20 protein-coding genes and 1 pseudogene are annotated in these 24427 nt (G+C 60.7%); all 21 read right to left on the bottom strand.

From position 1 onward, the window contains the following. Positions 1-14: 14 nt before the first annotated feature. The 21 genes and pseudogenes from ispD to pyrH all read right to left on the bottom strand — a co-directional run bounded on the left by ispD (position 15) and on the right by pyrH (position 24268). Positions 15-722 (bottom strand): 2-C-methyl-D-erythritol 4-phosphate cytidylyltransferase, encoded by a 708-nt coding sequence (gene ispD / locus JMN22_RS13770; protein ID WP_198796350.1) that lies wholly within the window; start codon positions 720-722, stop codon positions 15-17. Further along, on the bottom strand, positions 719-997 hold the full coding sequence (ftsB, locus tag JMN22_RS13765) for a cell division protein FtsB (RefSeq protein ID WP_030139474.1): 279 nt from the start codon (positions 995-997) through the stop codon (positions 719-721). Before ftsB ends, ispD begins: the two co-directional genes overlap by 4 nt. Before the next feature lie 171 nt (positions 998-1168). Next, positions 1169-2458 carry a phosphopyruvate hydratase gene (gene eno / locus JMN22_RS13760; protein ID WP_030139475.1) on the bottom strand — a complete coding sequence of 430 codons (1290 nt, stop codon included), beginning with the start codon at positions 2456-2458 and terminating at the stop codon, positions 1169-1171. Between the two features lie 153 nt (positions 2459-2611). Then, on the bottom strand, positions 2612-3457 hold the full coding sequence (kdsA, locus tag JMN22_RS13755) for a 3-deoxy-8-phosphooctulonate synthase (protein ID WP_030139476.1): 846 nt from the start codon (positions 3455-3457) through the stop codon (positions 2612-2614). A gap of 4 nt (positions 3458-3461) precedes the next feature. Beyond that, positions 3462-5093, bottom strand: coding sequence for a CTP synthase (locus tag JMN22_RS13750; protein WP_030139477.1), 1632 nt, complete (start codon positions 5091-5093; stop codon positions 3462-3464). A gap of 274 nt (positions 5094-5367) precedes the next feature. Then, positions 5368-6697 (bottom strand): annotated as a pseudogene (tilS, locus tag JMN22_RS13745) (tRNA lysidine(34) synthetase TilS). A 134-nt stretch (positions 6698-6831) separates the two neighbouring features. Continuing rightward, positions 6832-7779: an acetyl-CoA carboxylase carboxyltransferase subunit alpha gene (locus tag JMN22_RS13740; protein WP_024779026.1), complete on the bottom strand. Its 948-nt coding sequence runs from the start codon at positions 7777-7779 to the stop codon at positions 6832-6834. Between the two features lie 150 nt (positions 7780-7929). Continuing rightward, the gene (dnaE, locus tag JMN22_RS13735; RefSeq protein ID WP_198796348.1) at positions 7930-11451 is read right to left on the bottom strand and encodes a DNA polymerase III subunit alpha; all 3522 of its coding nucleotides are present in this window, start codon (positions 11449-11451) and stop codon (positions 7930-7932) included. 180 nt (positions 11452-11631) lie between these two features. Continuing rightward, complete coding sequence (gene rnhB, locus JMN22_RS13730; protein WP_030139480.1) at positions 11632-12285, bottom strand: ribonuclease HII; 654 nt, start codon at positions 12283-12285, stop codon at positions 11632-11634. Next, positions 12282-13412 carry a lipid-A-disaccharide synthase gene (gene lpxB, locus JMN22_RS13725; protein WP_198796347.1) on the bottom strand — a complete coding sequence of 377 codons (1131 nt, stop codon included), beginning with the start codon at positions 13410-13412 and terminating at the stop codon, positions 12282-12284. The genes rnhB and lpxB overlap by 4 nt, the downstream gene beginning before the upstream one ends. Positions 13413-13414: 2 nt before the next feature. Next, positions 13415-14191: an acyl-ACP--UDP-N-acetylglucosamine O-acyltransferase gene (gene lpxA / locus JMN22_RS13720; RefSeq protein ID WP_030139482.1), complete on the bottom strand. Its 777-nt coding sequence runs from the start codon at positions 14189-14191 to the stop codon at positions 13415-13417. Further along, positions 14188-14628, bottom strand: coding sequence for a 3-hydroxyacyl-ACP dehydratase FabZ (gene fabZ / locus JMN22_RS13715; RefSeq protein ID WP_003184897.1), 441 nt, complete (start codon positions 14626-14628; stop codon positions 14188-14190). The genes lpxA and fabZ overlap by 4 nt, the downstream gene beginning before the upstream one ends. Positions 14629-14733: 105 nt before the next feature. Beyond that, complete coding sequence (lpxD, locus tag JMN22_RS13710; protein WP_030139483.1) at positions 14734-15789, bottom strand: UDP-3-O-(3-hydroxymyristoyl)glucosamine N-acyltransferase; 1056 nt, start codon at positions 15787-15789, stop codon at positions 14734-14736. A 3-nt stretch (positions 15790-15792) separates the two neighbouring features. Beyond that, on the bottom strand, positions 15793-16296 hold the full coding sequence (locus tag JMN22_RS13705; protein WP_003184901.1) for an OmpH family outer membrane protein: 504 nt from the start codon (positions 16294-16296) through the stop codon (positions 15793-15795). Between the two features lie 45 nt (positions 16297-16341). Beyond that, a complete protein-coding gene (gene bamA / locus JMN22_RS13700) occupies positions 16342-18729 on the bottom strand; it encodes an outer membrane protein assembly factor BamA (RefSeq protein WP_030139484.1) in 2388 nt (795 codons plus the stop codon). Between the two features lie 74 nt (positions 18730-18803). Continuing rightward, positions 18804-20156, bottom strand: a complete 1353-nt coding sequence (gene rseP / locus JMN22_RS13695; protein ID WP_198796346.1) for an RIP metalloprotease RseP — start codon at positions 20154-20156, stop codon at positions 18804-18806. A 52-nt stretch (positions 20157-20208) separates the two neighbouring features. Continuing rightward, positions 20209-21399: a 1-deoxy-D-xylulose-5-phosphate reductoisomerase gene (gene ispC, locus JMN22_RS13690; protein ID WP_198796345.1), complete on the bottom strand. Its 1191-nt coding sequence runs from the start codon at positions 21397-21399 to the stop codon at positions 20209-20211. Beyond that, positions 21396-22202, bottom strand: coding sequence for a phosphatidate cytidylyltransferase (locus JMN22_RS13685; RefSeq protein ID WP_030139487.1), 807 nt, complete (start codon positions 22200-22202; stop codon positions 21396-21398). The genes ispC and JMN22_RS13685 overlap by 4 nt, the downstream gene beginning before the upstream one ends. Continuing rightward, the gene (gene uppS, locus JMN22_RS13680) at positions 22202-22957 is read right to left on the bottom strand and encodes a polyprenyl diphosphate synthase (RefSeq protein WP_030139488.1); all 756 of its coding nucleotides are present in this window, start codon (positions 22955-22957) and stop codon (positions 22202-22204) included. Before uppS ends, JMN22_RS13685 begins: the two co-directional genes overlap by 1 nt. A gap of 13 nt (positions 22958-22970) precedes the next feature. Beyond that, positions 22971-23528, bottom strand: a complete 558-nt coding sequence (gene frr, locus JMN22_RS13675; RefSeq protein WP_030139489.1) for a ribosome recycling factor — start codon at positions 23526-23528, stop codon at positions 22971-22973. Next, positions 23525-24268 (bottom strand): UMP kinase, encoded by a 744-nt coding sequence (gene pyrH / locus JMN22_RS13670; RefSeq protein ID WP_003198235.1) that lies wholly within the window; start codon positions 24266-24268, stop codon positions 23525-23527. The genes frr and pyrH overlap by 4 nt, the downstream gene beginning before the upstream one ends. Between the last annotated feature and the right edge of the window lie 159 nt (positions 24269-24427).

The following is a 24427-nucleotide window of genomic DNA, read 5'->3' as shown; positions in this document are numbered from 1 at the left end:
GAAACAGATCCAGCTTAACGCCGATTCGCCCACCGCTGGCGCAGCCACTCCAGGTCTTCCGGCCGGGTAACCTTGATGTTATCCGCTCGCCCTTCGATCAACCGAGGCGCCTGCCCCGCCCATTCCATGGCGGACGCTTCGTCGGTAATCACTGCATCCGCCACCAGGCTGTCGGCCAGGGCTCGATGCAAGGCGCCTAGACGGAACATCTGCGGCGTGTAGGCTTGCCAGACCACGCTGCGATCGACCGTTTCCAGCACGCGGCCATGCTTGTCGACGCGCTTGAGGGTATCGCGCGCCGGCACACCCAGCAGGCCGCCGACCGGATCGTTCGCCAGCTCATGGAGCAAGTTATCAAGATCGTCCCGGGCCAGGTTCGGCCGCGCGGCGTCGTGTACCAGCACCCAATCGAAATCGTCGGCGCCCTGCTCGTGAAGGTGCAGCAACGCATTAAGCACCGAACCCGAACGCTGCTCACCGCCATCCACACGCTGGATACGCGGATCGCTGGCACAGGCCAGTGACGGCCAATAGGGATCGTCAGATGCCACGCTGACCACCACGCCTTTGACGGTCGGGTGATCGAGGAAACAGCCAAGGCTGTGTTCGAGAATTGTGCGTCCGCCCAACTGCAGGTATTGCTTGGGACGGTCCGCGGCCATGCGAGCACCAACGCCCGCGGCCGGAATCACGGCCCAAAAGGCCGGTAAACGAATGCTCATTGGGCCAGTTGATAGAGGGTTTCGCCCTCTTTCACCATGCCCAATTCATGGCGAGCCCGCTCTTCGACGGTCTCCATGCCTTTTTTCAGTTCCATCACTTCGGCGTCCATCACTCGGTTACGCTCCAGCAATGCCTCGTTTTCGGCGTGCTGGTCGGCAATTTGCTGAGTCAACTCGGCCACCTGCGCCAAGCTGCCATTACCCACCCAAAGGCGGTACTGCAGGCCGGCCAGCAACAAGAGCAAGACGAGAAACAACCAATTGGGACTGCGCATCGAATATCAGGTATCCAGTGAAAAAAGACCGCCATGCCAAACTTTGAAGCGTCTGATAGCACGAAGCCTGGAAGATCCAGGCTTGTGCTTGATAAGGCATCAGATTAGAGGCAAAACCGCCACCTTGGCGACCTTTGCGACGCAATCCGCTGTCTTTTTATCATTTACAGCTTAACCGCGAAACTCGGCGCGACCGTTGTACTTGGCCTTGCCGTTCAACTGCTCTTCGATGCGCAGCAGTTGGTTGTACTTGGAAACGCGGTCGGAGCGGCACAGCGAACCGGTCTTGATCTGGCCCGCCGCGGTGCCCACGGCCAGGTCGGCAATGGTCGAGTCTTCGGTTTCACCCGAGCGGTGGGAGATTACGGCGGTATAACCGGCGGCCTTGGCCATCTGGATGGCTTCCAGGGTTTCGGTCAGGGTGCCGATCTGGTTGAACTTGATCAGGATCGAGTTGGCGATCTTCTTGTCGATGCCTTCTTTCAGGATCTTGGTGTTGGTCACGAACAGGTCGTCGCCCACCAGCTGGGTTTTCTCGCCGATCTTGTCGGTGAGGATTTTCCAGCCCGCCCAGTCGGACTCGTCCAGGCCGTCTTCGATGGAGATGATCGGGTAGCGTTCGGTCAAGCCCTTGAGGTAATCGGCGAAACCTTCGGCGGTGAACACCTGGCCTTCGCCAGACAGGTTGTATTTGCCGTCTTCGAAGAACTCACTGGCGGCGCAGTCCAGAGCCAGGGTCACGTCGGTGCCCAGCTTGTAGCCAGCGTTGGCCACGGCTTCGGAGATCACTTTCAGTGCATCTTCGTTGGACGCCAGGTTCGGTGCGAAACCGCCTTCGTCGCCAACGGCGGTGCTCAGGCCACGGGCCTTCAGCACGGCCTTGAGGTGATGGAAAATCTCGGTGCCCATGCGCAGGCCTTCGGAGAAGGTCTTGGCACCCACCGGCTGCACCATGAATTCCTGGATGTCGACGTTGTTATCGGCATGCTCGCCGCCGTTGATGATGTTCATCATTGGTACCGGCATCGAGTACACGCCCGGCGTACCGTTGAGGTTGGCGATGTGCGCGTACAGCGGCAGGTCCTGGTCCTGGGCAGCGGCCTTGGCGGCGGCCAGGGACACGGCGAGGATCGCGTTGGCGCCCAGGGTGGCTTTGTTTTCGGTACCGTCGAGCTTGATCATGGCGTGATCGAGGGCTTTCTGGTCGGCAGGGTCCTTGCCCAGCAACAGGTCACGGATCGGACCGTTGATGTTGGCGACGGCCTTCAGCACGCCCTTGCCCAGGTAACGGCTCTTGTCGCCATCACGCAGCTCCAGCGCTTCGCGCGAGCCAGTGGAAGCACCGGACGGCGCACAGGCGCTGCCGATGATGCCGTTGTCGAGAAGCACGTCCGCTTCGACAGTGGGGTTGCCACGGGAGTCGAGAACTTCACGACCTTTGATGTCGACGATTTTTGCCATTGTTGTAAACACTCCAAAGTTGACGAAAACGACGCAGCGAGAGGAAATCTTTTATCGTCGGCGGGATAGAGCAGCGGGCAGGCTTGCCGACGACAACGCCCGGCCCGCAGGCCAGAGCGTTTATCGAGCGGTACTTTACCGGAGAAAATCGCGTTACGCGGTTTCTATCGTCGGAAAACCCTTGACCAGTTCATCCAGCGACTTGAGCTGAGACAGGAAAGGTTCCAGCTTGTTCAAGCGCAAGGCACAAGGGCCGTCGCACTTGGCGTTGTCAGGGTCAGGGTGGGCTTCAAGGAACAGGCCAGCCAGGGACTGGCTCATGCCGGCCTTGGCCAGGTCGGTGACCTGGGCGCGACGACCACCCGCGGAATCGGAGCGACCGCCAGGCATTTGCAGCGCGTGGGTCACGTCGAAGAACACCGGGTACTCGAACTGCTTCATGATGCCGAAACCGAGCATGTCCACCACGAGGTTGTTGTAGCCGAAGCTCGAACCCCGCTCGCAGAGGATCAACTGGTCGTTGCCGGCCTCTTCGCACTTGCTCAGGATGTGTTTCATTTCCTGGGGTGCGAGGAACTGGGCTTTCTTGATGTTGATCACGGCGCCAGTCTTGGCCATCGCGACCACCAGGTCGGTCTGGCGCGACAGGAAGGCCGGCAACTGGATGATGTCGCAGACCTCGGCGACCACCGCGGCCTGGTCAGGCTCGTGGACGTCGGTGATGATCGGCACGCCGAAGGCTTGCTTGATGTCCTGGAAAATCCGCATCCCCTCTTCCAGGCCCGGACCACGGTAGGAAGTCACCGACGAACGGTTGGCCTTGTCGAAGCTGGCCTTGAAGACGTATGGAATACCCAGTTTCTGGGTAACCTTCACATACTCCTCGCAGACCTGCATCGCCATGTCGCGGCTTTCCAGCACGTTCATGCCGCCAAACAGCACCATGGGTTTGTCGTTGGCAATCTCGATGTCGCCAACGCGGATGATCTTCTGGGCCATCGTCTTATGCCTTTTTCTGGTGTTGAGCCAAAGCGGCTTTCACGAAACCACTGAACAGCGGGTGACCGTCGCGCGGTGTCGAAGTGAACTCCGGGTGGAACTGGCAGGCGACGAACCATGGATGGTCCGCAGCCTCGACCACTTCAACCAGTGCACCGTCACCGGAACGACCGGAAATCTTCAGGCCGGCTTCGATCAGTTGTGGCAGCAGGTTGTTGTTCACTTCGTAGCGGTGGCGATGACGCTCGACGATCACGTCCTTGGCGTAGCAATCGTGCACCTTGGAGCCGGCTTCGAGCAGGCATTCCTGCGCGCCGAGGCGCATGGTGCCGCCCAGGTCCGAGCTTTCGGTACGCACTTCGACGGCGCCGGTGGCATCTTCCCACTCGGTGATCAGGCCCACGACCGGGTGGCCACTGGCACGATCGAATTCGGTGGAGTTGGCGTCTTTCCAGCCCATCACGTTACGGGCGAACTCGATGACCGCCACTTGCATCCCGAGGCAGATGCCCAGGTACGGCACCTTGTTCTCGCGGGCGTATTGCACGGCGGTGATCTTGCCTTCCACGCCGCGCAGGCCAAAGCCGCCCGGTACGAGGATCGCATCGGCGCCTTCGAGCAGGCCGGTGCCCTGGTTCTCGATGTCTTCGGAGTCGATGTAGCGCAGGTTGACCTTGGTGCGGTTGCTGATGCCGGCATGACTCATCGCTTCGATCAGCGACTTGTAGGCGTCCAGCAGCTCCATGTACTTGCCGACCATGGCGATGGTGACTTCGTGCTCTGGATTGAGCTTGGCATCGACCACGGCGTCCCACTCGGACAGGTCGGCGCTGGCGCATTGCAGGCCGAAGCGCTCGACAACGAAGTCATCGAGGCCCTGGGAGTGCAGGATGCCCGGGATCTTGTAGATGGTGTCGGCGTCTTCCAGGCCGATGACCGCACGTTCTTCCACGTTGGTGAACTGGGCGATCTTGCGACGCGAGGAGATGTCGATCGGGTGATCGGAGCGGCAGATCAGCACGTCCGGCTGCAGGCCGATGGAACGCAGTTCCTTGACCGAGTGCTGGGTTGGCTTGGTCTTGGTTTCGCCGGCGGTGGCGATGTACGGCACCAGGGTCAGGTGCATCAGCATCGCGCGCTTGGCACCGATTTCGAAACGCAACTGGCGGATGGCTTCAAGGAACGGCTGGGACTCGATGTCGCCCACAGTGCCGCCGATCTCGACCATCGCCACGTCCGCGTCGCCGGCACCCTTGATGATGCGGCGCTTGATTTCGTCGGTGATGTGCGGGATGACCTGGATGGTTGCGCCAAGGTAGTCACCACGACGCTCTTTGCGCAGGACGTGCTCGTAGACACGGCCGGTGGTGAAGTTGTTGTTCTGGGTCATGGTCGTGCGGATGAACCGCTCGTAGTGGCCCAGGTCCAGGTCGGTCTCGGCGCCGTCGTGGGTGACGAACACTTCACCGTGCTGGAACGGGCTCATGGTGCCCGGGTCGACATTGATGTACGGGTCCAGCTTGAGCATGGTGACCTTAAGTCCCCGCGCCTCCAGGATGGCCGCCAATGAAGCCGAGGCAATGCCTTTCCCCAATGAAGAAACAACACCGCCCGTGACGAATATGTAGCGCGTCATGAAAAACCCTAGAAGTCTGCGTTAAAGCGGTCCGAGCCGCCGGGGAAAGCGAAGGAAGGCCGAAGCCCCCGATCACCTGCATTAATCACAGTGCACCTTTCAAAAAAACCGCCGCGTCGGGACAGACCGGAGGTGAAATCACCGGTACGTTGTTCGCTACACATTTTTTGGAATCGCCCAGCAAAGACTGCTTGGTAATCGGCAACTCCTGCAATTCAGGCGAATCCACAGAAGTTGTATCAAGAAGGGAGCGTAGTCTACCGGAAAGCCCCTTTCAGCTCAAACCCAGATCTTGGCTTTCATGGCTGCCAGATCAGTTGCCAACTGCCATCAGTCCCCCGATCGAATCCCTGAAGGCTGGCCAACCCCAGCAATTGCTCGCCCCGATACAGGAGCGGCAAACGGCCACGTACGAACGCCGGCACGCCGTTTTCGTTGAGCAAACGCTTGAGATCCCGGTGCCCGCGCCCCGGCAATTCCATGATTTCACCGCCCTGGCGATAGCGGATGCAAAGCGCTCCCGAGGGGGCTGCGCCAAGAAGAATTACCCGACCATTACCCGGCAGCAACAATGGCCGATCGACCTCAGGCCATTCAATCGGACCCGAGACCGGCTGTCGCCAATGGTCGGATAACCACCAGATGCGTCCGCCGGTCCGGTGCAATTCTCCGTCCGCCAGGCGCCAGACCGGATGGCCATCGCCCCTGGCGTCACGCAACGAGTCCCAGCCCACCCAATGATCACTGTCGGGAAGCTTAGTCACCGGTGCCAGCCAATGACTCAATGCGTTGCGCTGGCGGGCCGCAGACAAAGCGCGCAAGGGCGCCAGCTCAAGGGACCGCAACCCGAGCCAGTCGAACGCGCTGGCGCTCATGGCACACTCCAGATCGATCTGCGCCAACTCGTCTAGCAAGCCTTGCGCCTCGCTCAGGTGCGCGGCGCTGCGGGCGAGGGTCGTGGATGCCTGGGGCCACTGTTCGGCCAAGACCGGAAAGACCCGTTGGCGCAGGAAATTGCGGGCGTAACGATGGTCATCGTTGGAAGGGTCCTCGACCCAGCTCAAGCCATGCCGGCTGGCATAGGCCTCCAACTCCACGCGGGATACATCGAGCAATGGTCGCAGCAAATGTCCCCGGCCCAGTGGTCGCTGCCTCGGCATCGCCGCGAGGCCTCGCGCGCCCGCCCCACGCAGCAAACGAAACAGCAGGGTCTCGGCTTGATCGTCCCGGTGCTGGGCGGTGAGCAGTACTTCGTTGTCTTGTGTCGCGGCGGTGAAAGCCGCGTAACGCGCATCCCGGGCGGCGCGCTCGACACTGGCGCCTGGCCGGACCTCAACGCTGACCACTTCAAGCGGCACCCCAAGGGCCTCGCAGACCCTGCGACAATGTTCCGGCCACGCCTCGGCCACGACCTGGAGACCATGATGGATATGGATGGCGCTGAGCGGTGGCAGGGCTTGGTTTTTGGCCAGGGAAACGAGCAGGTGCAGCAGGACGGTGGAATCGAGGCCACCGGAGAAGGCGATGCGCCAGTGGGCGGCGTTGCGCCAGGGAGATAGCTGTGTGAGGAGCCGGGTTGGCAGATCAATCCTGGGCTGATTCATGGAAACTTGCCTTCACACCAATCAAATGTGGGAGCGAGCTTGCTCGCGATGGCGGTGTATCAGTCAACTTATCGGTTGAATGTTAAACCGCCATCGCGAGCAAGCTCGCTCCCACACAGGGTACAACGCTTGGATCAGAGGCCGTAGCTCATCAACCGCTCATAACGACGGGCCAGCAACGCGTCGTTGTCGAACTTCTTGAGCATCGACAGCTGCGAACTCAGCTCCGCGCGAATCAGCGCAGCGGCCGCAGCCGGGTCACGGTGGGCGCCGCCCACTGGCTCGTTGATCACTTTATCAACGATGCCCAGGCCTTTGAGACGCTCAGCGGTGATGCCCATGGCTTCAGCGGCATCCGGCGCCTTCTCGGCGGTTTTCCAGAGGATAGAGGCGCAGCCTTCCGGCGAGATCACCGCGTAGGTGGAGTATTGCAGCATGTTCAACTGATCGCAGACACCGATGGCCAACGCACCGCCCGAACCGCCTTCGCCGATCACGGTGGCGATGATCGGGGTTTTCAGGCGGGCCATGACGCGCAGGTTCCAGGCGATCGCTTCGCTCTGGTTGCGCTCTTCGGCGTCGATGCCTGGGTAAGCGCCCGGGGTGTCGATGAAGGTCAGGATCGGCATCTTGAAGCGTTCGGCCATTTCCATCAGGCGGCAGGCCTTGCGGTAGCCTTCCGGACGCGGCATGCCGAAGTTGCGACGCACCTTCTCGCGCACTTCGCGGCCCTTCTGGTGACCGATCACCATCACCGGCTGGTCGTCCAGGCGGGCAACGCCGCCGACGATCGCGGCGTCGTCGGAGAAGTGACGGTCGCCGTGCAGCTCATCGAACTCGGTAAAGATGTGGTCGATGTAGTCCAGGGTATAGGGACGACGCGGGTGACGCGCCAGACGCGCGATCTGCCAGCTGGTCAGCTTGCCGAAGATGTCTTCAGTCAGCGTGCGGCTCTTGTCCTGCAGCCGAGAGATTTCATCGCCAATATTCAGCGAATTGTCGTTACCGACCAAGCGCAACTCTTCGATCTTGGCTTGAAGGTCGGCGATCGGCTGTTCGAAATCTAGAAAATTCGGGTTCATAGGCGTCCGTCTTGGGTCGACGTCCAAGAGAGCTTGGGCCGGCCGGTTGTCTATTCGCGCCCTACCTTAAGGGAGAGGCGCGTTCAGGTCGAGATTAAAAATTCGAGTCGAGGTCAGGGGCGCTCCGAATACGGAAGTGGCCCCTGGCCGTCAACGGTATTGGAGGAAGACGTTGTCTTTGCCGAACTGGTCACGCAAGGCTTGAATCAACGCATCCGCCGGATCGATCCGCCAACCTTCGCCGAACTGCAGCACGGCCTTGGCGTCGGGTCGTACATACTCCATGGTGATCGGACAAGCACCGCGATGGCGCTTGAACAACTCGCCCAGCCAGCGTAGCTGATCGCCTTTCAGATCCTGGGTTTGCAACTTCAGGCGCAGGCTCTCGGCCAGGTTGGTACGGGCATCCTCCATGCTCATCACGCGCTTGACCCGCAGCCGCAGGCCACCGGAGAAGTCGTCGTTACTGACTTCCCCTTCCACGACGACCATCGCATCGGTCTGCAACAACGACTGCGCGGAATGGAACGCATCGGCGAACAACGACGCCTCGATGCGCCCGGAGCGGTCGTCCAGGGTGATGAAACCCATCTTGTCGCCTTTTTTGTTTTTCATCACCCGCAGGGCGATGATCATGCCGGCGACCGTTTGCGTGTCGCGAGCCGGCTTCAGGTCGATGATGCGCTGGCGGGCGAAGCGGCGGATCTCGCCTTCGTATTCGTCGATCGGGTGACCGGTCAGGTACAGGCCCAAGGTGTCTTTCTCACCCTTGAGGCGCTCCTTGAGGGTCAGCTCCTTGGCTTTGCGATGGTTGCCATAGACGTCGGCGTCTTCCTCGACGAACAGCCCGCCAAACAGGTCGGCGTGGCCGCTGTCATGGGTGCGGGCGGTCTGTTCGGCGGCCTTGATCGCTTCTTCCATCGCCGCCAGCAACACCGCGCGATTGCGATCGATGTTGGCCTGGTAGGCCTTCGGCTCATCGTGAAAATAAGGCCCCAGGCGGTCCAGCGCGCCGCTGCGGATCAAACCGTCGAGGGTGCGCTTGTTGATGCGTTTGAGGTCAACCCGCGCGCAGAAATCGAACAGATCCTTGAATGGCCCGTCCTGGCGCGCTTCGGTAATCGCCTCCACCGGGCCTTCACCCACGCCCTTGATCGCGCCGAGGCCATAGATGATGCGGCCTTCATCGTTCACCGTGAACTTGAACTCCGAAGCGTTCACGTCCGGCGCGTCGAGGCGCAGCTTCATGGTCCGCACTTCTTCGATCAAGGTCACGACCTTGTCGGTGTTGTGCATATCCGCCGACAGCACCGCCGCCATGAACGGCGCCGGGTAGTGTGCCTTCAACCATGCAGTCTGGTACGAGACCAGGCCATAGGCGGCGGAGTGGGATTTGTTGAAGCCGTAGCCGGCGAACTTTTCCACCAGGTCGAAAATGTTGCCCGCCAGGTCCGCATCGATGCCATTGTTCGCGCAACCTTCGATGAAGCCACCGCGCTGCTTGGCCATCTCCTCGGGTTTTTTCTTACCCATGGCTCGACGCAGCATGTCCGCGCCACCGAGGGTGTAGCCGGCCATCACCTGGGCAATCTGCATCACCTGTTCCTGATACAGGATGATGCCGTAGGTCGGTGCCAATACCGGCTTCAAGCCTTCGTACTGGTAGTCGGGGTGCGGGTACGCCAGCTCGGCGCGACCGTGCTTGCGGTTGATGAAGTCATCCACCATGCCCGATTGCAGCGGGCCCGGACGGAACAGGGCCACCAGTGCGATCAAGTCTTCCAGGCAGTCGGGCTTGAGCTTCTTGATCAGCTCCTTCATGCCTCGGGATTCAAGCTGGAACACCGCGGTGGTTTCGGCTTTCTGCAACAGGCTGTAGGTCGGCTTGTCGTCCAGCGGAATAAAGGCAATGTCCAGCGGCTCTTCGCCGACCTTGGCCCGGTCGCGGTTGATGGTTTTCAGCGCCCAGTCGATGATGGTCAGGGTCCGCAGGCCGAGGAAGTCGAACTTCACCAGGCCCGCCGCCTCGACGTCATCCTTGTCGAACTGGGTGACCAGGCCGTCGCCCTCTTCATCGCAATAGATCGGCGAGAAGTCAGTCAGCTTGGTCGGCGCGATCACCACACCACCGGCGTGCTTGCCGACGTTACGCACCACGCCTTCGAGCTTGCGGGCCATCTCCCAGATTTCCGCAGCTTCCTCATCGACCTTGATGAAGTCCCGCAGGATTTCTTCCTGCTCGTAGGCTTTTTCCAGGGTCATGCCGACTTCGAACGGGATCATCTTCGACAGGCGATCCGCCAGACCGTAGGACTTGCCCTGCACCCGCGCCACGTCGCGCACCACAGCCTTGGCAGCCATGGAACCGAAGGTAATGATCTGGCTCACCGCGTTGCGGCCGTATTTCTCGGCCACGTAGTCGATCACCCGGTCGCGGCCGTCCATGCAGAAGTCGACGTCGAAGTCGGGCATGGAAACCCGTTCCGGGTTGAGGAAACGTTCGAACAGCAGGTCATATTCCAGCGGGTCGAGGTCGGTGATCTTCTGCACGTAGGCCACCAGCGAACCGGCACCCGACCCCCGGCCAGGGCCAACGGGCACGCCGTTGCTCTTGGCCCACTGGATAAAGTCCATCACGATCAGGAAGTAACCGGGGAACCCCATCTGGATGATGATATCCAGCTCGAAATTCAACCGATCGACATAGACCTGGCGCTTGGCTTCGTAATCTTCAGTGGTGTCCTTGGGCAGCAGGACGCTCAGGCGTTCTTCGAGGCCGTCGAACGAGACCTTGCGGAAATATTCATCGATGGTCATCCCATCGGGAATCGGGAAGTTGGGCAGGAAGTGCTTGCCCAGCTTCACTTCGATGTTGCAACGCTTGGCGATCTCGACGGTGTTTTCCAGCGCTTCGGGCAAGTCGCTGAACAGCTCCGCCATTTCCTCGGCGCTCTTGAGGTATTGCTGGTCGCTGTAGTTTTTCGGCCGACGGGGGTCGTCGAGGGCCCGGCCCTCACCGATGCAGACGCGGGTTTCGTGGGCCTCGAAATCTTCCTGCTTGATGAACCGCACGTCGTTGGTCGCCACCAGCGGCGCACCGAGCTTGTCGGCGAGGGCTACGGCGGCGTGCAGGTGTTCTTCGTCATTGGGACGGTTGGTGCGCTGCACTTCGATGTAGAAGCGATCCGGGAACACCGCCATCCAGTCGCGGGCCAGTTGTTCGGCTTCTTCGACATTGCCGCTGAGCAGGGCCTGGCCGATTTCACCCTCCTTGGCCGCCGACAGCATGATCAGCCCTTCGCTGGCCTCGGCCACCCACTCGCGCTCGATGATGATCGAGCCATTGCGCTGGCCGTCGATAAAGCCGCGGGAAATCAGCTCGGTGAGGTTGCGGTAGCCCAAGGCGTTCATCACCAGCAGGCTGATTCGGCTCAGCGGCGCGTCCGGGTCCTTGTTCGCCAGCCACAGGTCGGCGCCGCAGATCGGCTTGATCCCTGCGCCCATGGCGTTCTTGTAGAACTTGACCAGCGAACACATGTTGTTCTGGTCGGTAACGGCCACGGCAGGCATGTTCATGCCCACCAGCGTCTTGACCAGGGGCTTGATCCGCACCAGACCGTCGACCAGGGAGTATTCAGTGTGCAGGCGTAGATGAACGAATGAAGCCGGCATAGTGATCCTGCGTTAAGTCATGAAAACAACAAGGCCCGGATTGTACCGGGCCTTGGGTAAAACATCAGCCAGCAACCCATTCTCTTGAGGATTGAACCCGTGGCGGGGGGGGGGGGGGCCCCCCCCCCCCCCCGGGGGGGGCCCCCCCCCTGGGGGCGACCGCCCCCCCGCCACGATGAATCAGGTGAACCCCTCGCTCACGATCAACCCATCCCGAGCTTCATAAGCCAGCCTAACCGGGGCAAACGATCGCCGATGAATCGGCGTCGGGCCAAGGCGCGCCAGGGCTTCCAGGTGGACGGGGGTCGGATAACCCTTGTGGCTGCCGATGCCATAGCCTGGATAGATCAGCTCGAACGCGGCCATTTCCCGATCACGACTGACCTTGGCCAGGATCGAAGCCGCCGCGATGGCCGGCACTTTGCCGTCGCCCTGGATGACCGCTTCGGCGCGCATCGACAGTTTCGGGCAACGATTGCCGTCGATCATCGCCAGCTTCGGCGTGATATGCAGCCCCTGCACCGCACGCTGCATGGCGAGCATGGTGGCGTGCAGGATATTGAGCTCATCGATTTCTTCGACTTCGGCCCGGGCGATGCACCAGCTCAGGGCCTTTTCGCAGATTTCATCGTAGAGCTTCTCGCGACGGGCCTCGGTGAGCTTCTTGGAATCATCCAGACCCAGGATCGGCCGGTTCGGATCAAGGATCACCGCCGCCGTCACCACCGCACCGCACAAAGGCCCACGCCCGACTTCATCGACACCGGCAACGAGTTCTTCGACTTCAGCGACCAGGTTGAAGTCCAGGCCCATCTGTAGCTTTACGTTGCTCATGGTTTTGCGCCAATCAGGGTCAGTACCGCGTCAGCCGCCTGGTTGGAGGCATCGCGACGCAGGGTACGGTGAATTTCGTCAAAACCCCGGGTCTGTTCCTCGCCGCCGTCGATCAAGGGCGACAGCGTGGTGGCCAGCGCCTCGGCGGTCGCGTCGTCTTGCAGCAGCTCAGGGACCAGCAGGCGCTGGGCCAGGAGATTGGGCAAGGAAACGTAAGGGCTCTTGACCATGCGCTTGAGAATCCAGAACGTCAGCGGCGCCAGGCGATAGGCGACCACCATTGGGCGTTTGTACAACAACGCTTCAAGGGTAGCAGTGCCTGACGCAATCAACACCGCATCACAAGCGGCCAGTGCTTGATGGGATTGGCCGTCGAGCAAGGTAACCGGCAAATCGCGCCCGGCCAGCAGCGCTTCGAGCTGGACTCGCCGCTGCGGACTGGCACACGGCAGGACAAAACGTACGCCGGGCCGCATCGCCCGGAGGCGTTCAGCGGCGTCGAAGAACAGGCCGCCCAGGCGACTGACTTCGCCGCCGCGACTGCCGGGCATCAATGCCACCAGCGGCCCTGCAGGCAGGTTCAACGCCTGGCGCGCCGCCGCGCGGTCCGCCTCCAGGGGAATGGTATCGGCCAGGGTGTGTCCGACAAACCGCACCGGCACGCCTTTTTCTTCGTAGAAACGGGCTTCGAACGGCAGCAGCGTCAGCATCAGGTCGCAACCTTCGCGGATCTTCAACACGCGTTTCTGCCGCCAGGCCCAGACCGACGGGCTGACGTAATGCACGGTCTTGATACCCGCCTGGCGCAATTTGAGTTCGATATTGAGGGTGAAATCCGGCGCATCGATACCGATGAAGACGTCCGGTTTTTCTTCGATCAGCGTCTGGATCAGCTTCTTGCGCCGGGCCAGCAGCTCCCGCAAGCGACCGAGCACTTCCACCAGGCCCATGACTGACAGGCGCTCCATGGGGAAGTAGGACTCCAGCCCTTCGGCCTGCATCAATGGCCCACCAACCCCGATGAATTCGACTGCGGGATGCTGCGCCTTGAGCGCACGCATCAGACCGGCACCCAGAATGTCACCGGAAGCCTCCCCCGCCACCAGCGCGATACGCAGATTGGCCATGGTCAGCGCGTGATGCCGCGAGTCGATGACTGGATGGAATCACGGAATATCGCGACTTCCGGGAACTGCGTCGACGCTTCGGCCAGTTCGGCCAGCGCCTGCTCGACCGTCAGGCCCTGGCGATAGACAACCTTGTAGGCGCGGCGCAGCGCCGTAATCGCCTCTTCGCTGAAACCACGACGACGCATGCCCTCGAAGTTCATGCTGCGGGCTTCGGCCGGGTTACCGAACACGGTGACGTATGCGGGAACGTCCTTGCCGATGGCCGTGCCCATGCCGGAGAAGCTATGGGCGCCGATATGGCAATACTGGTGGACCAGGGTGAAGCCGGACAGGATCGCCCAGTCATCCACGTGCACATGGCCGGCCAACGCAGTGTTGTTGACCAGGATGCAATGGTTGCCGATGACGCTGTCGTGGCCGATGTGGGCATAGGCCATGATCAGGTTATGGTCGCCCAGTGTCGTTTCGGAACGGTCCTGGACGGTGCCACGGTGAATCGTCACGCCTTCGCGGATCACGTTGTGATCGCCAATGACCAGGCGGGTTTCTTCACCTTTGTATTTCAGATCGGGCGTGTCCTCGCCTACCGATGAAAACTGGTAGATACGATTGTGCCGGCCGATTCGGGTCGGCCCCTTGAGAATTACGTGGGGGCCGATCACCGTGCCCTCGCCGATTTCCACACCTGCGCCGATGATCGACCAAGGGCCAACCTCGACATCGGCGGCCAGCACGGCCGACGGATCGATGATTGCGCGAGGGTCAATCAAACTCATAGTTTGCGTTCCGCGCAGATGATTTCAGCGGAGCAGACCGGCTTGCCATCGACCGAGGCCTGGCATTCGAACTTCCAGATCTGGCGCTTGCAACTGATGAACTTGGCCTCGAGGATCAATTGATCGCCCGGGGTCACTGGCTGGCGAAAGCGCAGCTTGTCGGAGCCGACGAAGTAGTAGAGCGTGCCATCGGCAGGCTTCACGTCGAGCATTTTGAAACCAAGGATCCCGGCAGCCTGAGCCATCGCTTCGATGATCAACACGCCCGGCATGATTGGATGCGCGGGGAAGTGGCCATTGAAGAACGGTTCGTTGATGCTGACATTCTTGTAGGCGCGAATGCGCTTGCCTTCAACATCCAGGTCCACGACCCGATCCACCAGCAGGAACGGGTAACGGTGAGGCAGGTATTCGCGAATCTCGTTGATGTCCATCATTTCGGGGGGAAGCCTATGTAAAGATTGGGAGCGCACGAGTGACGCGCACTCCGCTAGCAAATCAAGATGCCCTAACGGCTGTGCACACTTGATATGGAAATGGTATCAGCCATCTGATGAAGCATTACCGCCAGGGGTCACGTCCCCTACACGCTTTTCCACCTGCTTGAGGCGCCGCGCGATGTCGTCGAGCTGGCGGATACGCGCCGCGCTCTTGCGCCATTCGGCTGCCGGCTGCATGGCCGTACCGGATGAATAGGCGCCCGGCTCGGTAATCGAGTGGGTGACCATGGTCATGCCGGTCAGGAAAACGTTGTCACAGATTTCGATGTGACCTACCAGCCCTACGCCACCGGCCAGCATGCAATGCCTGCCGATCTTGGTACTGCCGGAAATGCCCACGCAAGCGGCCATGGCGGTATGGTCACCGACCTGGACGTTGTGGGCGATCTGGATCTGGTTGTCGAGCTTGACGCCGTTACCGATGACGGTGTCGGCCAGCGCACCACGGTCGATCGCGGTATTGACGCCAATCTCCACATCATCGCCAACGGTCACGCCACCGATCTGGGCGATCTTCTGCCAGACGCCTTTCTCGTTGGCAAAACCAAACCCTTCACCGCCCAGCACCGCGCCAGACTGAATCACCACCCGCTTGCCGATGCGCACATCGTGATACAGGGTGACGCGCGGAGCCAGCCAGCCACCCTCGCCGATCTCGCTACGCGCGCCGACAAAGCAGTGGGCGCCCAGCGTCACGCCAGCGCCAATCCGGGCCGCGCTTTCGATGACGACAAAAGGCCCGATGCTGGCCGTGGGGTCGACGATCGCATCCGCCGCGATTACCGCGCTCGGATGAACGCCAGCAGGCGATTTGGGCTTGGGGTCGAACAGATGGGAAATCCGCGCATACGCCAGGTAAGGATCGGCCACGATCAGCGCATCGCCAGCAAACCCTTCGGCATCACCGGCCTTCAGCAACAGCGCTGCGGCCCGGCTGTCCGCCAGGTATTTGCGGTATTGGGGATTTGCCAGAAAGCTCAACTGAGCTGGGCCAGCCTCTTGCAAAGTGGCTAGCCCAGTAATTGCCTTCTCCGGGTCGCCACGCAGGGTGGCGCCGAGGAACTCAGCCAGTTGGCCGAGCTTGATAGTCGCTGTCATGGATTACTTCAGCTGATTCATGCGCTCGATGACCTGGCGCGTGATGTCGTATTGAGGTTTGACATCGATCACTGCGCCGCGCTCGAACACCAGGTCGAAACCACCTTTCTTGATGACTTCTTCCACGGCGCTGTCGAGTTTCGGCTTGAGCTGCTTGAGCATTTCGCGGTCCGCCACGGCTTTCGCTTCGTTCAGTTCCTTGGATTGGAACTGGAAGTCGCGGGCCTTCTGCTTGAATTCCAGCTCAAGACGCTCGCGCTCGCCCTGGGCCATCTTGTCGCCACCGGCGACCAGACGGTCCTGGATACCCTTGGCGCTGCTTTCCAGGCCCTTGAGCTTGGTCAGTTGCGGGCCGAATTTCTTCTCCGCGTCCACGGCATACTTCTTCGCCGCATCGGACTCCAGCAGGGCCATCTGATAATTCAGCACGGCGATCTTCATGTCGGCAAAAGCCGGACCTGCGACCAGTACGGTCGCCAGGAGAACCAATTGAGTCAACTTACGCACGATGTACTCCTACAAAATCCATTGTCGTTATCTTGGGCCGGACACTTAGAACGTCTGGCCGAGGGAAAATTGGAACACTTGGGTTTCAGCGTCATCCGGTTTCTTGATCGGCATCGCCAGCGCGAAACTCAACGGGCCCAGCGCGGTGACCCAGGTCACGCCCACGCCGACGGAACTGGCAAGGTTGCTGAGGCTGATGTCGTTGCATTCTGCATTGGATGACGTGCCATTGTTGTTGGTGGCGTTATCGCAACTGGAGTCGAATACGTTACCCACGTCCCAGAATACAGAGGTACGCAGGGAGCGCTGGTCCTTGACGAACGGCATCGGGAACAGCACTTCAACCCCGCCCTGAATCAGGACGTTACCACCGAATGGAAGCGGATCCTGGTCCGGATCCCGGATGGTCCCTTGGTTGCCAGTGACGGCTGCGCCACGGCTCGGCGTACTGCGAGGCCCCAGGGTGCTGTCCTTGAAGCCGCGTACCGAGTTGAAACCACCCGCGTAGTAGTTCTCGTAGAACGGCAGGCCGTCAGTCGAACCGTAGCCATCGCCATAACCCAGCTCGGTGTGCAGGCGCATGGTGTAGTTATCGGTCAGCGGCTGGAACAGTTGGCCGCGATAATCGAGCTTGAAGAACGACAGGTCGCTGCCCGGTACGGTCGATTCAAGCACCAGGCTCTGGGAGTGACCACGTGTCGCCAATACGCCCTTGTTCAGGGTCGACTCGGACCAACCAACAGACGCCTTGAAGTTCAGGTACTTGTCGCCTTCCTTCTCGACGAAATCGAAGATCTCGTCAACGGTATAGCGGCCGGTGCTGATCTCGTCCTGCTGGGCGGTGAGCCCGAACGTAAGACGCGAAGTCTCGCTGATTGGATAACCTACGTTGACGCCGGCACCCAGGCTGTCAACTGCATAGCTGGAGACATCGGAATCGAGTTCGTCGTAGTCAGTGGTGCGATAGAAGGCGTTGTAGCCCAGGCTCACGCCGTCGGCGGTCCAGTAGGGGTCCACGTAGCCGAAGTTGTAGCGGGTCTGGTATTCGCTACGGGTCAGGCCGATGCTGACCTTGTTACCGGTACCGAGGAAGTTGTTCTGGGTGATCGAACCGCCCAGGATCAAGCCTGCGCTCTGGGCGAAACCGACGCTCGCGGTGATCGAACCGGAAGCCTGTTCCTCGACACTGTAGTTCACGTCAACCTGGTCATCGACGCCCGGTACGGCCGGGGTCTCGACGTTGACTTCCTTGAAGAAGCCGAGGCGCTCCAGGCGGGTCTTGGATTGGTCGATCAGGTAGGTCGAAGCCCAGCCACCTTCCATCTGGCGCATTTCACGGCGCAGCACTTCGTCCTCGGACTTGGTGTTGCCACGGAAGTTGATGCGATTGACGTAGGCGCGCTTGCCCGGGTCCACGGCAAAGGTGATGTCGACGGTATGGTCTTCATCGTGTGGCTGTGGCACGCCGTTGACGTTGGCGAAGGTGTAGCCCTCGTTACCGAGGCGACGGGTGATCAGCTCGGACGTGGTGGTCATCAGCTTGCGCGAGAATACCTGGCCCTTCTGCACCAGCAGAAGCGACTTGACCTGGTCTTCAGGGACCTTCAGGTCGCCGCTGAGCTTGACGTCACGAACGGTGTATTTCTCGCCTTCGTTGACGTTGACGGTGATGTAGACGTGCTTCTTGTCCGGGGTAATGGACACCTGGGTCGAAGCAATGTCCATGTTGATGTAGCCACGGTCCAGGTAGTAGGAACGCAGGCGCTCCAGGTCACCGGAGAGTTTTTCACGGGCGTACTTGTCGTCGTTCTTGAAGAACGACAACCAGTTGGTGGTCTTGAGTTCGAACAGGTCGATCAGGTCTTCGTCTGGGAAAACCGTATTGCCTACCACGTTGATGTGCTGGATGGCGGCGACGGTGCCTTCGTTGATGTTCACCTTCAGGCCAACGCGGTTGCGCGGTTGCGGGACGACTTCGGTATCAACGGTGGCCGAGTAGCGGCCCTGGGCAACGTACTGGCGTTGCAACTCGTTACGAACGCCTTCGAGTGTCGCGCGCTGGAAGATCTCGCCTTCCGCCAGGCCCGATTGCTTCAGGCCTTTCATCAGGTCTTCGGTGGAGATCGCCTTGTTGCCCTCGATCTCGATACTGGCGACCGATGGGCGCTCGACTACCGTGATGACCAGGACATTGCCGTCGCGGCCCAGCTGGATATCTTGAAAGAACCCGGTCTTGAACAACGCACGAGTGGATTCCACCAGGCGCCGATCATCCGCCTGCTCGCCGACGTTCAGCGGCAAGGCACCAAAGACGCTACCCGCGGAAACCCGCTGGAGGCCGTTGACGCGAATATCAGAGATAGTGAAGGACTCGGCGTGAACTTCGGCGATCATCAATACGGTGAGAACCGCAGTTAGCAGCAGACGTTTCATGAAGTCCTTTCTTATTCCAACTGGCAATAAACAAACTGCCGCAAAATGCGGCAGATTCGCAATTCAGCGAAGCGTTACAGACGACCCAGATCGTTGACCAAGGCAAGCAACATCACCCCGACCACCAAGCTGATACCGATCTGTATCCCCCAACCTTGCACCCGATCCGACAAGGGACGACCACGCGCCCACTCGATCAGATAAAACAGCAGATGCCCCCCATCCAGTACCGGGATGGGCAGCAAATTCAGAACCCCCAGGCTAATGCTCAGATAAGCAAGGAAATTCAGGAAATCAGCAACGCCCGACTGGGCAGAAGCGCCCGCCACTTTAGCAATGGTTATCGGTCCACTCAAGTTTTTTACCGAGAGCTCGCCGAACAACATTTTCTTCAGCGAGTCGAGGGTCAGGACACTCATGGTCCAAGTACGCCGCACACCCTCACCGATTGCCGCGACAGGACCGAAGCTGACCTCCCGGATCATTTCCGGTGGCCAGTCGACCGCCTTGACGCCAGCCCCCAGGTAACCGGTCGGCGCCTTGCTCTCACCGCGGGCAGCCAAGGCGACAGGGACGTCGATTGAAGCACCATCGCGCTCGACACGCAGCATGATTTTGGTATCAGGGCGAACACGAACCGAGTCGACGACCTGCTGCCAGTCACTGACAGGCTGGCCGTCGAATGCCAGCAAACGGTCGCCCGTTTTCAGGCCAGCAGCGCTAGCCGGGCCTTTCGGATCGAGTTCGGCAAGCACGGGCGGCAGAGCGGGACGCCATGGGCGAATCCCCAGGGAACGGATCGGGTCGGGTTCATCGGCGCCCTTGAGCCAGTTGTCGAGGACCAGCTCCCGAGGCGAGTCCGCCGTCGAGCCCTGTTCACGCACCATCAATTGCAGCGAGCCGCTTTCACCCAGGCGACGTACCAACTGCAAGTTGACCGCAGCCCAACCCGATGTCGGCTCGCCGTCGATGGCAACGATTTCCTGGCCCGCGCCCAACCCGGCCCGCGCCGCAACGCTACCCGCCTCGACCGCGCCGATGACAGGCCGTACCTGCTCACTGCCCAGCATGGCCAGCGCCCAGAAAAACACCATGGCCAGCAGGAAGTTGGCAATCGGGCCCGCCGCGACGATAGCGATGCGCTGACGGACGGTCTTTCGATTGAAAGACTGATCAAGCTGATCGGCCGGGACTTCGCCTTCGCGCTCATCGAGCATCTTGACGTAGCCGCCCAATGGGATGGCTGCCACGACGAACTCGGTGCCTTTCTTGTCATGCCAGCGCAACAACGGCATGCCGAAACCGACGGAAAAGCGCAGAACCTTGACGCCACAGCGACGCGCGACCCAGAAATGGCCGAATTCGTGAAAAGTGACCAGCACCCCCAGTGCAACCAGGGTGCCGACAATCATATAGAGCGCGCTCATCTGTTTTCTCCACAATCCTGCCTGGGACAACCCTGGCTAACGTACCGCAGCCTTAGCGCCCGTGGCGCTGCAACCATCGGCCCGCCAGCTCGCGAGCCCTGGCATCCGCCGTGAATACCGCATCGAGGTCATCGAGCGAAACCACGGCTTCGAGATTCAAGACCTCCTCGATGATACTCGCGATCTCGAGGTAGCGGACACGCCCATCGAGAAACGCTGCAACTGCCACCTCGTTGGCGGCGTTAAGCATGGCCGGCGCGCTGTTGCCCGCCTCGGCCGCCTGTCGCGCCAGGCGCAGGCAGGGAAAACGTTGCTCATCGGGCGCCTGGAAGTCCAGCCGAGCAATGGCAAACAGGTCCAAGGGTGCGACACCTGAATCAATCCGCTCCGGCCAGGCCAAAGCATTGGCAATAGGTGTGCGCATGTCCGGATTACCCAACTGGGCCAGCACCGAGCCATCTACATAGTCCACAAGGGAGTGGATAACGCTTTGTGGATGGATGACCACCTCGACCTGGGCCGGCTTTGCATCGAACAGCCAGCAGGCCTCGATCAGTTCCAGCCCCTTGTTCATCATGCTGGCCGAATCCACGGAGATCTTGCGCCCCATGGACCAGTTCGGATGAGCGCAAGCCTGGTCGGGTGAAACATGCACCAATTCTTCCAGCGGTGTCTGCCGGAAGGGACCACCAGAGGCTGTCAGAAGAATCCTCCTGACACCGACCGCACCCAGGCCACGGGAAAAATCCCGGGGCATGCATTGAAAAATCGCGTTGTGTTCGCTGTCGATAGGCAGCAGCACCGAGCCACTCTTGCGCACCGCCTGCATGAACAGCGCACCCGACATCACCAGCGCTTCCTTGTTGGCCAGCAGGATTTTCTTGCCAGCCTCCACCGCCGCCAGCGTTGGACGCAAGCCCGCCGCGCCAACAATCGCTGCCATCACGGCATCGACTTCAGGATCGGAGGCCACCTGACACAAGCCCTCCTCCCCCACCAGTACGCGCGTCTGCAAGCCGGCCGCATTCAGGTCATCCTGCAATGCCCGAGCCACGCCGGCCTCGGGCACCACGGCAAACCGCGGCGCATGGCGAATGCACAGCGCCAGCAGCTCGTTGAGGCGAGTAAAGCCGCTGAGGGCGAATACCTGATAGCGCTCCGGGTGCCGGCCAATCACATCCAGCGTACTGAGACCTATCGAACCGGTGGCCCCCAGGACGGTAATCTGCTGGGGACGACTCACGATGCCGCCATCCACAACAGCACCGCGAAGATCGGGATCGCGGCGGTCAGGCTGTCGATGCGATCCAGCACGCCACCATGGCCAGGCAGCAGGTTACTGCTGTCCTTGATTCCGGATTGGCGCTTGAACATGCTTTCGGTCAGGTCACCGACCACGGACACGAACACGATCAGGGCGGCGCCAAACAGCCCCATCAGCAATTGCGCGACCGTCCAGTCCCGCACGAAGCCGACCACGGTGGTGATCACCAGGCTCAAGGCCAGGCCGCCATAGACGCCTTCCCAGCTTTTGCCTGGACTGACCTTTGGCGCGAGCTTGCGCTTGCCAAAAGCCCGACCGGAGAAGTAAGCCCCGACATCGGCGCCCCAGACCAACACCATCACCGCCATGATCTGCCAGTTGCCCAGCGCCCCCTGCTTGATCCAGATCAGCCCTTGCCAGGCCGGCAGCAGGATCAGCAGGCCGATCACCAGCTTGGTCGCCGCATTGGCCCAATGGTGCGTCGTCCGCGGGTAGGTCAGGACCAGGAAAGTCGCCATCGCCCACCACAGCACCGCAGCGCCCAGCACCCAAGGCGCAAGGCCAGGCACCACGTACATGATGAACAACATGGCCGCCACAGCCGCCGCGTAGGCCACGCGCGCCGACTGTGCAGGGAAACCCGCCAGCCGAGCCCATTCCCAAGCCCCCAAGGTCACGACCAGGCCGATGAACAGTGCAAAACTGCCACCCTCGAGCAGGAAAAAGCCGCCCAAGGCAATGGGCAGCAGGATCAGGGCAGTGATGATTCGTTGTTTGAGCATTAAACCCGGGCTCCAGCTTCGATCTGCTCGCTCGTTTTACCGAAACGACGCTGACGGGAAGCGAAATCGGCCAGTGCGGTGCGCATGGCTTCGTGTTTGAAGTCCGGCCAGAACAGGTCGGAGAAATACAGCTCGGCGTAAGCCAGCTGCCAGAGCAGGAAATTACTGATGCGGTGCTCGCCACCGGTGCGGATGCACAAGTCAGGCAACGGCAAGTCGCCGGTCGCCAGACAGGTTTGCAGCAGGTCGGGTGTAATGTCCTCGGGGCGCAGATGGCCCGCCTGGACTTCCCGCGCCAGTCGCTGGGCCGCCTGGGCGATGTCCCACTGCCCGCCATAGTTGGCGGCAATTTGCAGGACAAACCGATCAGCGCCCGCCGTGGCGGACTCGGCTTCACGCATGGCAGCTTGCAGCTCCGGATGAAAACGCGAACGATCACCAATGATCCGCAGGCTGATCTTGTTCTCATCCAGACGCTTGGCCTCACGCCGCAACGCCTTGAGGAACAGATCCATCAAGGCGCTGACCTCATCGGCCGGACGTTGCCAATTTTCACTGGAAAAGGCGAACAGGGTGAGCACCTCGACCCCTGCCTCCGCGCACACCTCGATGACAGCACGAACCGCATCAACCCCAGCCTTGTGCCCGGCGACACCGGGCATGAAGCGTTTCTTGGCCCAGCGGTTATTGCCGTCCATGATGATCGCCACGTGGCGCGGCACCGCGAACGGCACGGCCTGCTTGGTCTTATCCATTAAAGCGAGACCCTTATACGGCCATCAGGTCTTTTTCTTTCTCGTCCGTGGCCTTGGTGATCTGGGCCTCGGATTCCTTGGTCAACTTATCGATATCAGCGATGGCACGACGCTCTTCGTCTTCACTGATTGCCTTGTCCTTGATCAGCTTCTTCAGCTCACCCAACGCGTCGCGACGGATATTGCGCACGGCAACACGCGCGTCTTCCGCCGCGCTACGGGCCTGTTTGGTGAAGCCTTTGCGCGTTTCCTCGGTGAGGGCCGGCATCGGGATCAGCAGCAACTCACCCAGGTTGGTTGGGTTGAGGTTCAGACCGGCGCTCTGGATGGCCTTGTCTACAGCAGCGAGCATGTTGCGCTCGAAAGCCACGACCTGCAGGGTGCGCGAATCTTTCACGGTGACGTTGGCGACGCTGCTCAGCGGTGTGTCAGCGCCGTAGTAAGGCACCATGACGCTGCCGAGGATGCTCGGGTGAGCCTTGCCGGTACGAATCTGGCCGAATGCGTGGGCCAGAGACTCCAAGGACTTCTGCATGCGCTCTTGAGCGTCTTTCTTGATTTCGTTGATCATTGTTGAACTTCCTCGATCAGTGTTCCTTCGGCGCCGCCATGGACGATGTTCAGCAGGGCGCCAGGCTTGTTCATATTGAAAACGCGCAACGGCATCTTATGGTCGCGGCACAGGCAGATAGCCGTCAGGTCCATGACACCCAGCTTGCGATCCAGCACTTCATCGTAGGTCAGATGATCGAACTTCTCGGCATGCGGGTCTTTGAACGGGTCGGCGGTATACACACCATCCACCTTGGTTGCCTTGAGCACGACATCGGCATCGATCTCGATCGCTCGCAGGCAGGCTGCGGAATCCGTGGTGAAGAACGGATTACCGGTACCGGCGGCAAAAATCACCACTTCCTTGGAGTTGAGGTGGCGCATGGCTTTGCGGCGATCGTAGTGATCGGTCACGCCAACCATGGAAATGGCCGACATCACGATGGCCGAAATATTGGCACGCTCCAGTGCGTCGCGCATAGCCAGGGCGTTCATCACAGTGGCCAGCATGCCCATGTGGTCGCCCGTGACCCGATCCATGCCGGCCGCGCTCAGCGCTGCGCCACGGAACAGGTTGCCGCCGCCGATGACCAGCCCGACCTGAACGCCGATCCCGACCAACTGGCCTACTTCCAGGGCCATGCGATCCAGCACTTTCGGGTCGATCCCGAACTCCTCCGAGCCCATCAGGGCCTCGCCGCTAAGCTTGAGTAGAATGCGTTTATAGCGAGCCTGATAACCACTGCCCTGCTGAGCCATTGCGAATCTCTCCTGCGGCGTATTTTTTCAAAAAATTCTTAACGGACTGTTTGCAGCCTCGTTCACTCTAGCTTGACGCTGACACAGCGCCATCGGAACACGGCTTTGTAAGCCAGTTCCGACAGGAAACCAATAAAAATCGGCATCCCCATCCGAAAA

Source organism: Pseudomonas sp. HB05, from assembly GCF_016756915.1.
Taxonomy (GTDB): domain Bacteria; phylum Pseudomonadota; class Gammaproteobacteria; order Pseudomonadales; family Pseudomonadaceae; genus Aquipseudomonas; species Aquipseudomonas alvandae.
The sequence above is the reverse complement of the archived record's forward strand: the minus strand, read 5'-3'. Positions and strand labels throughout refer to the sequence as shown.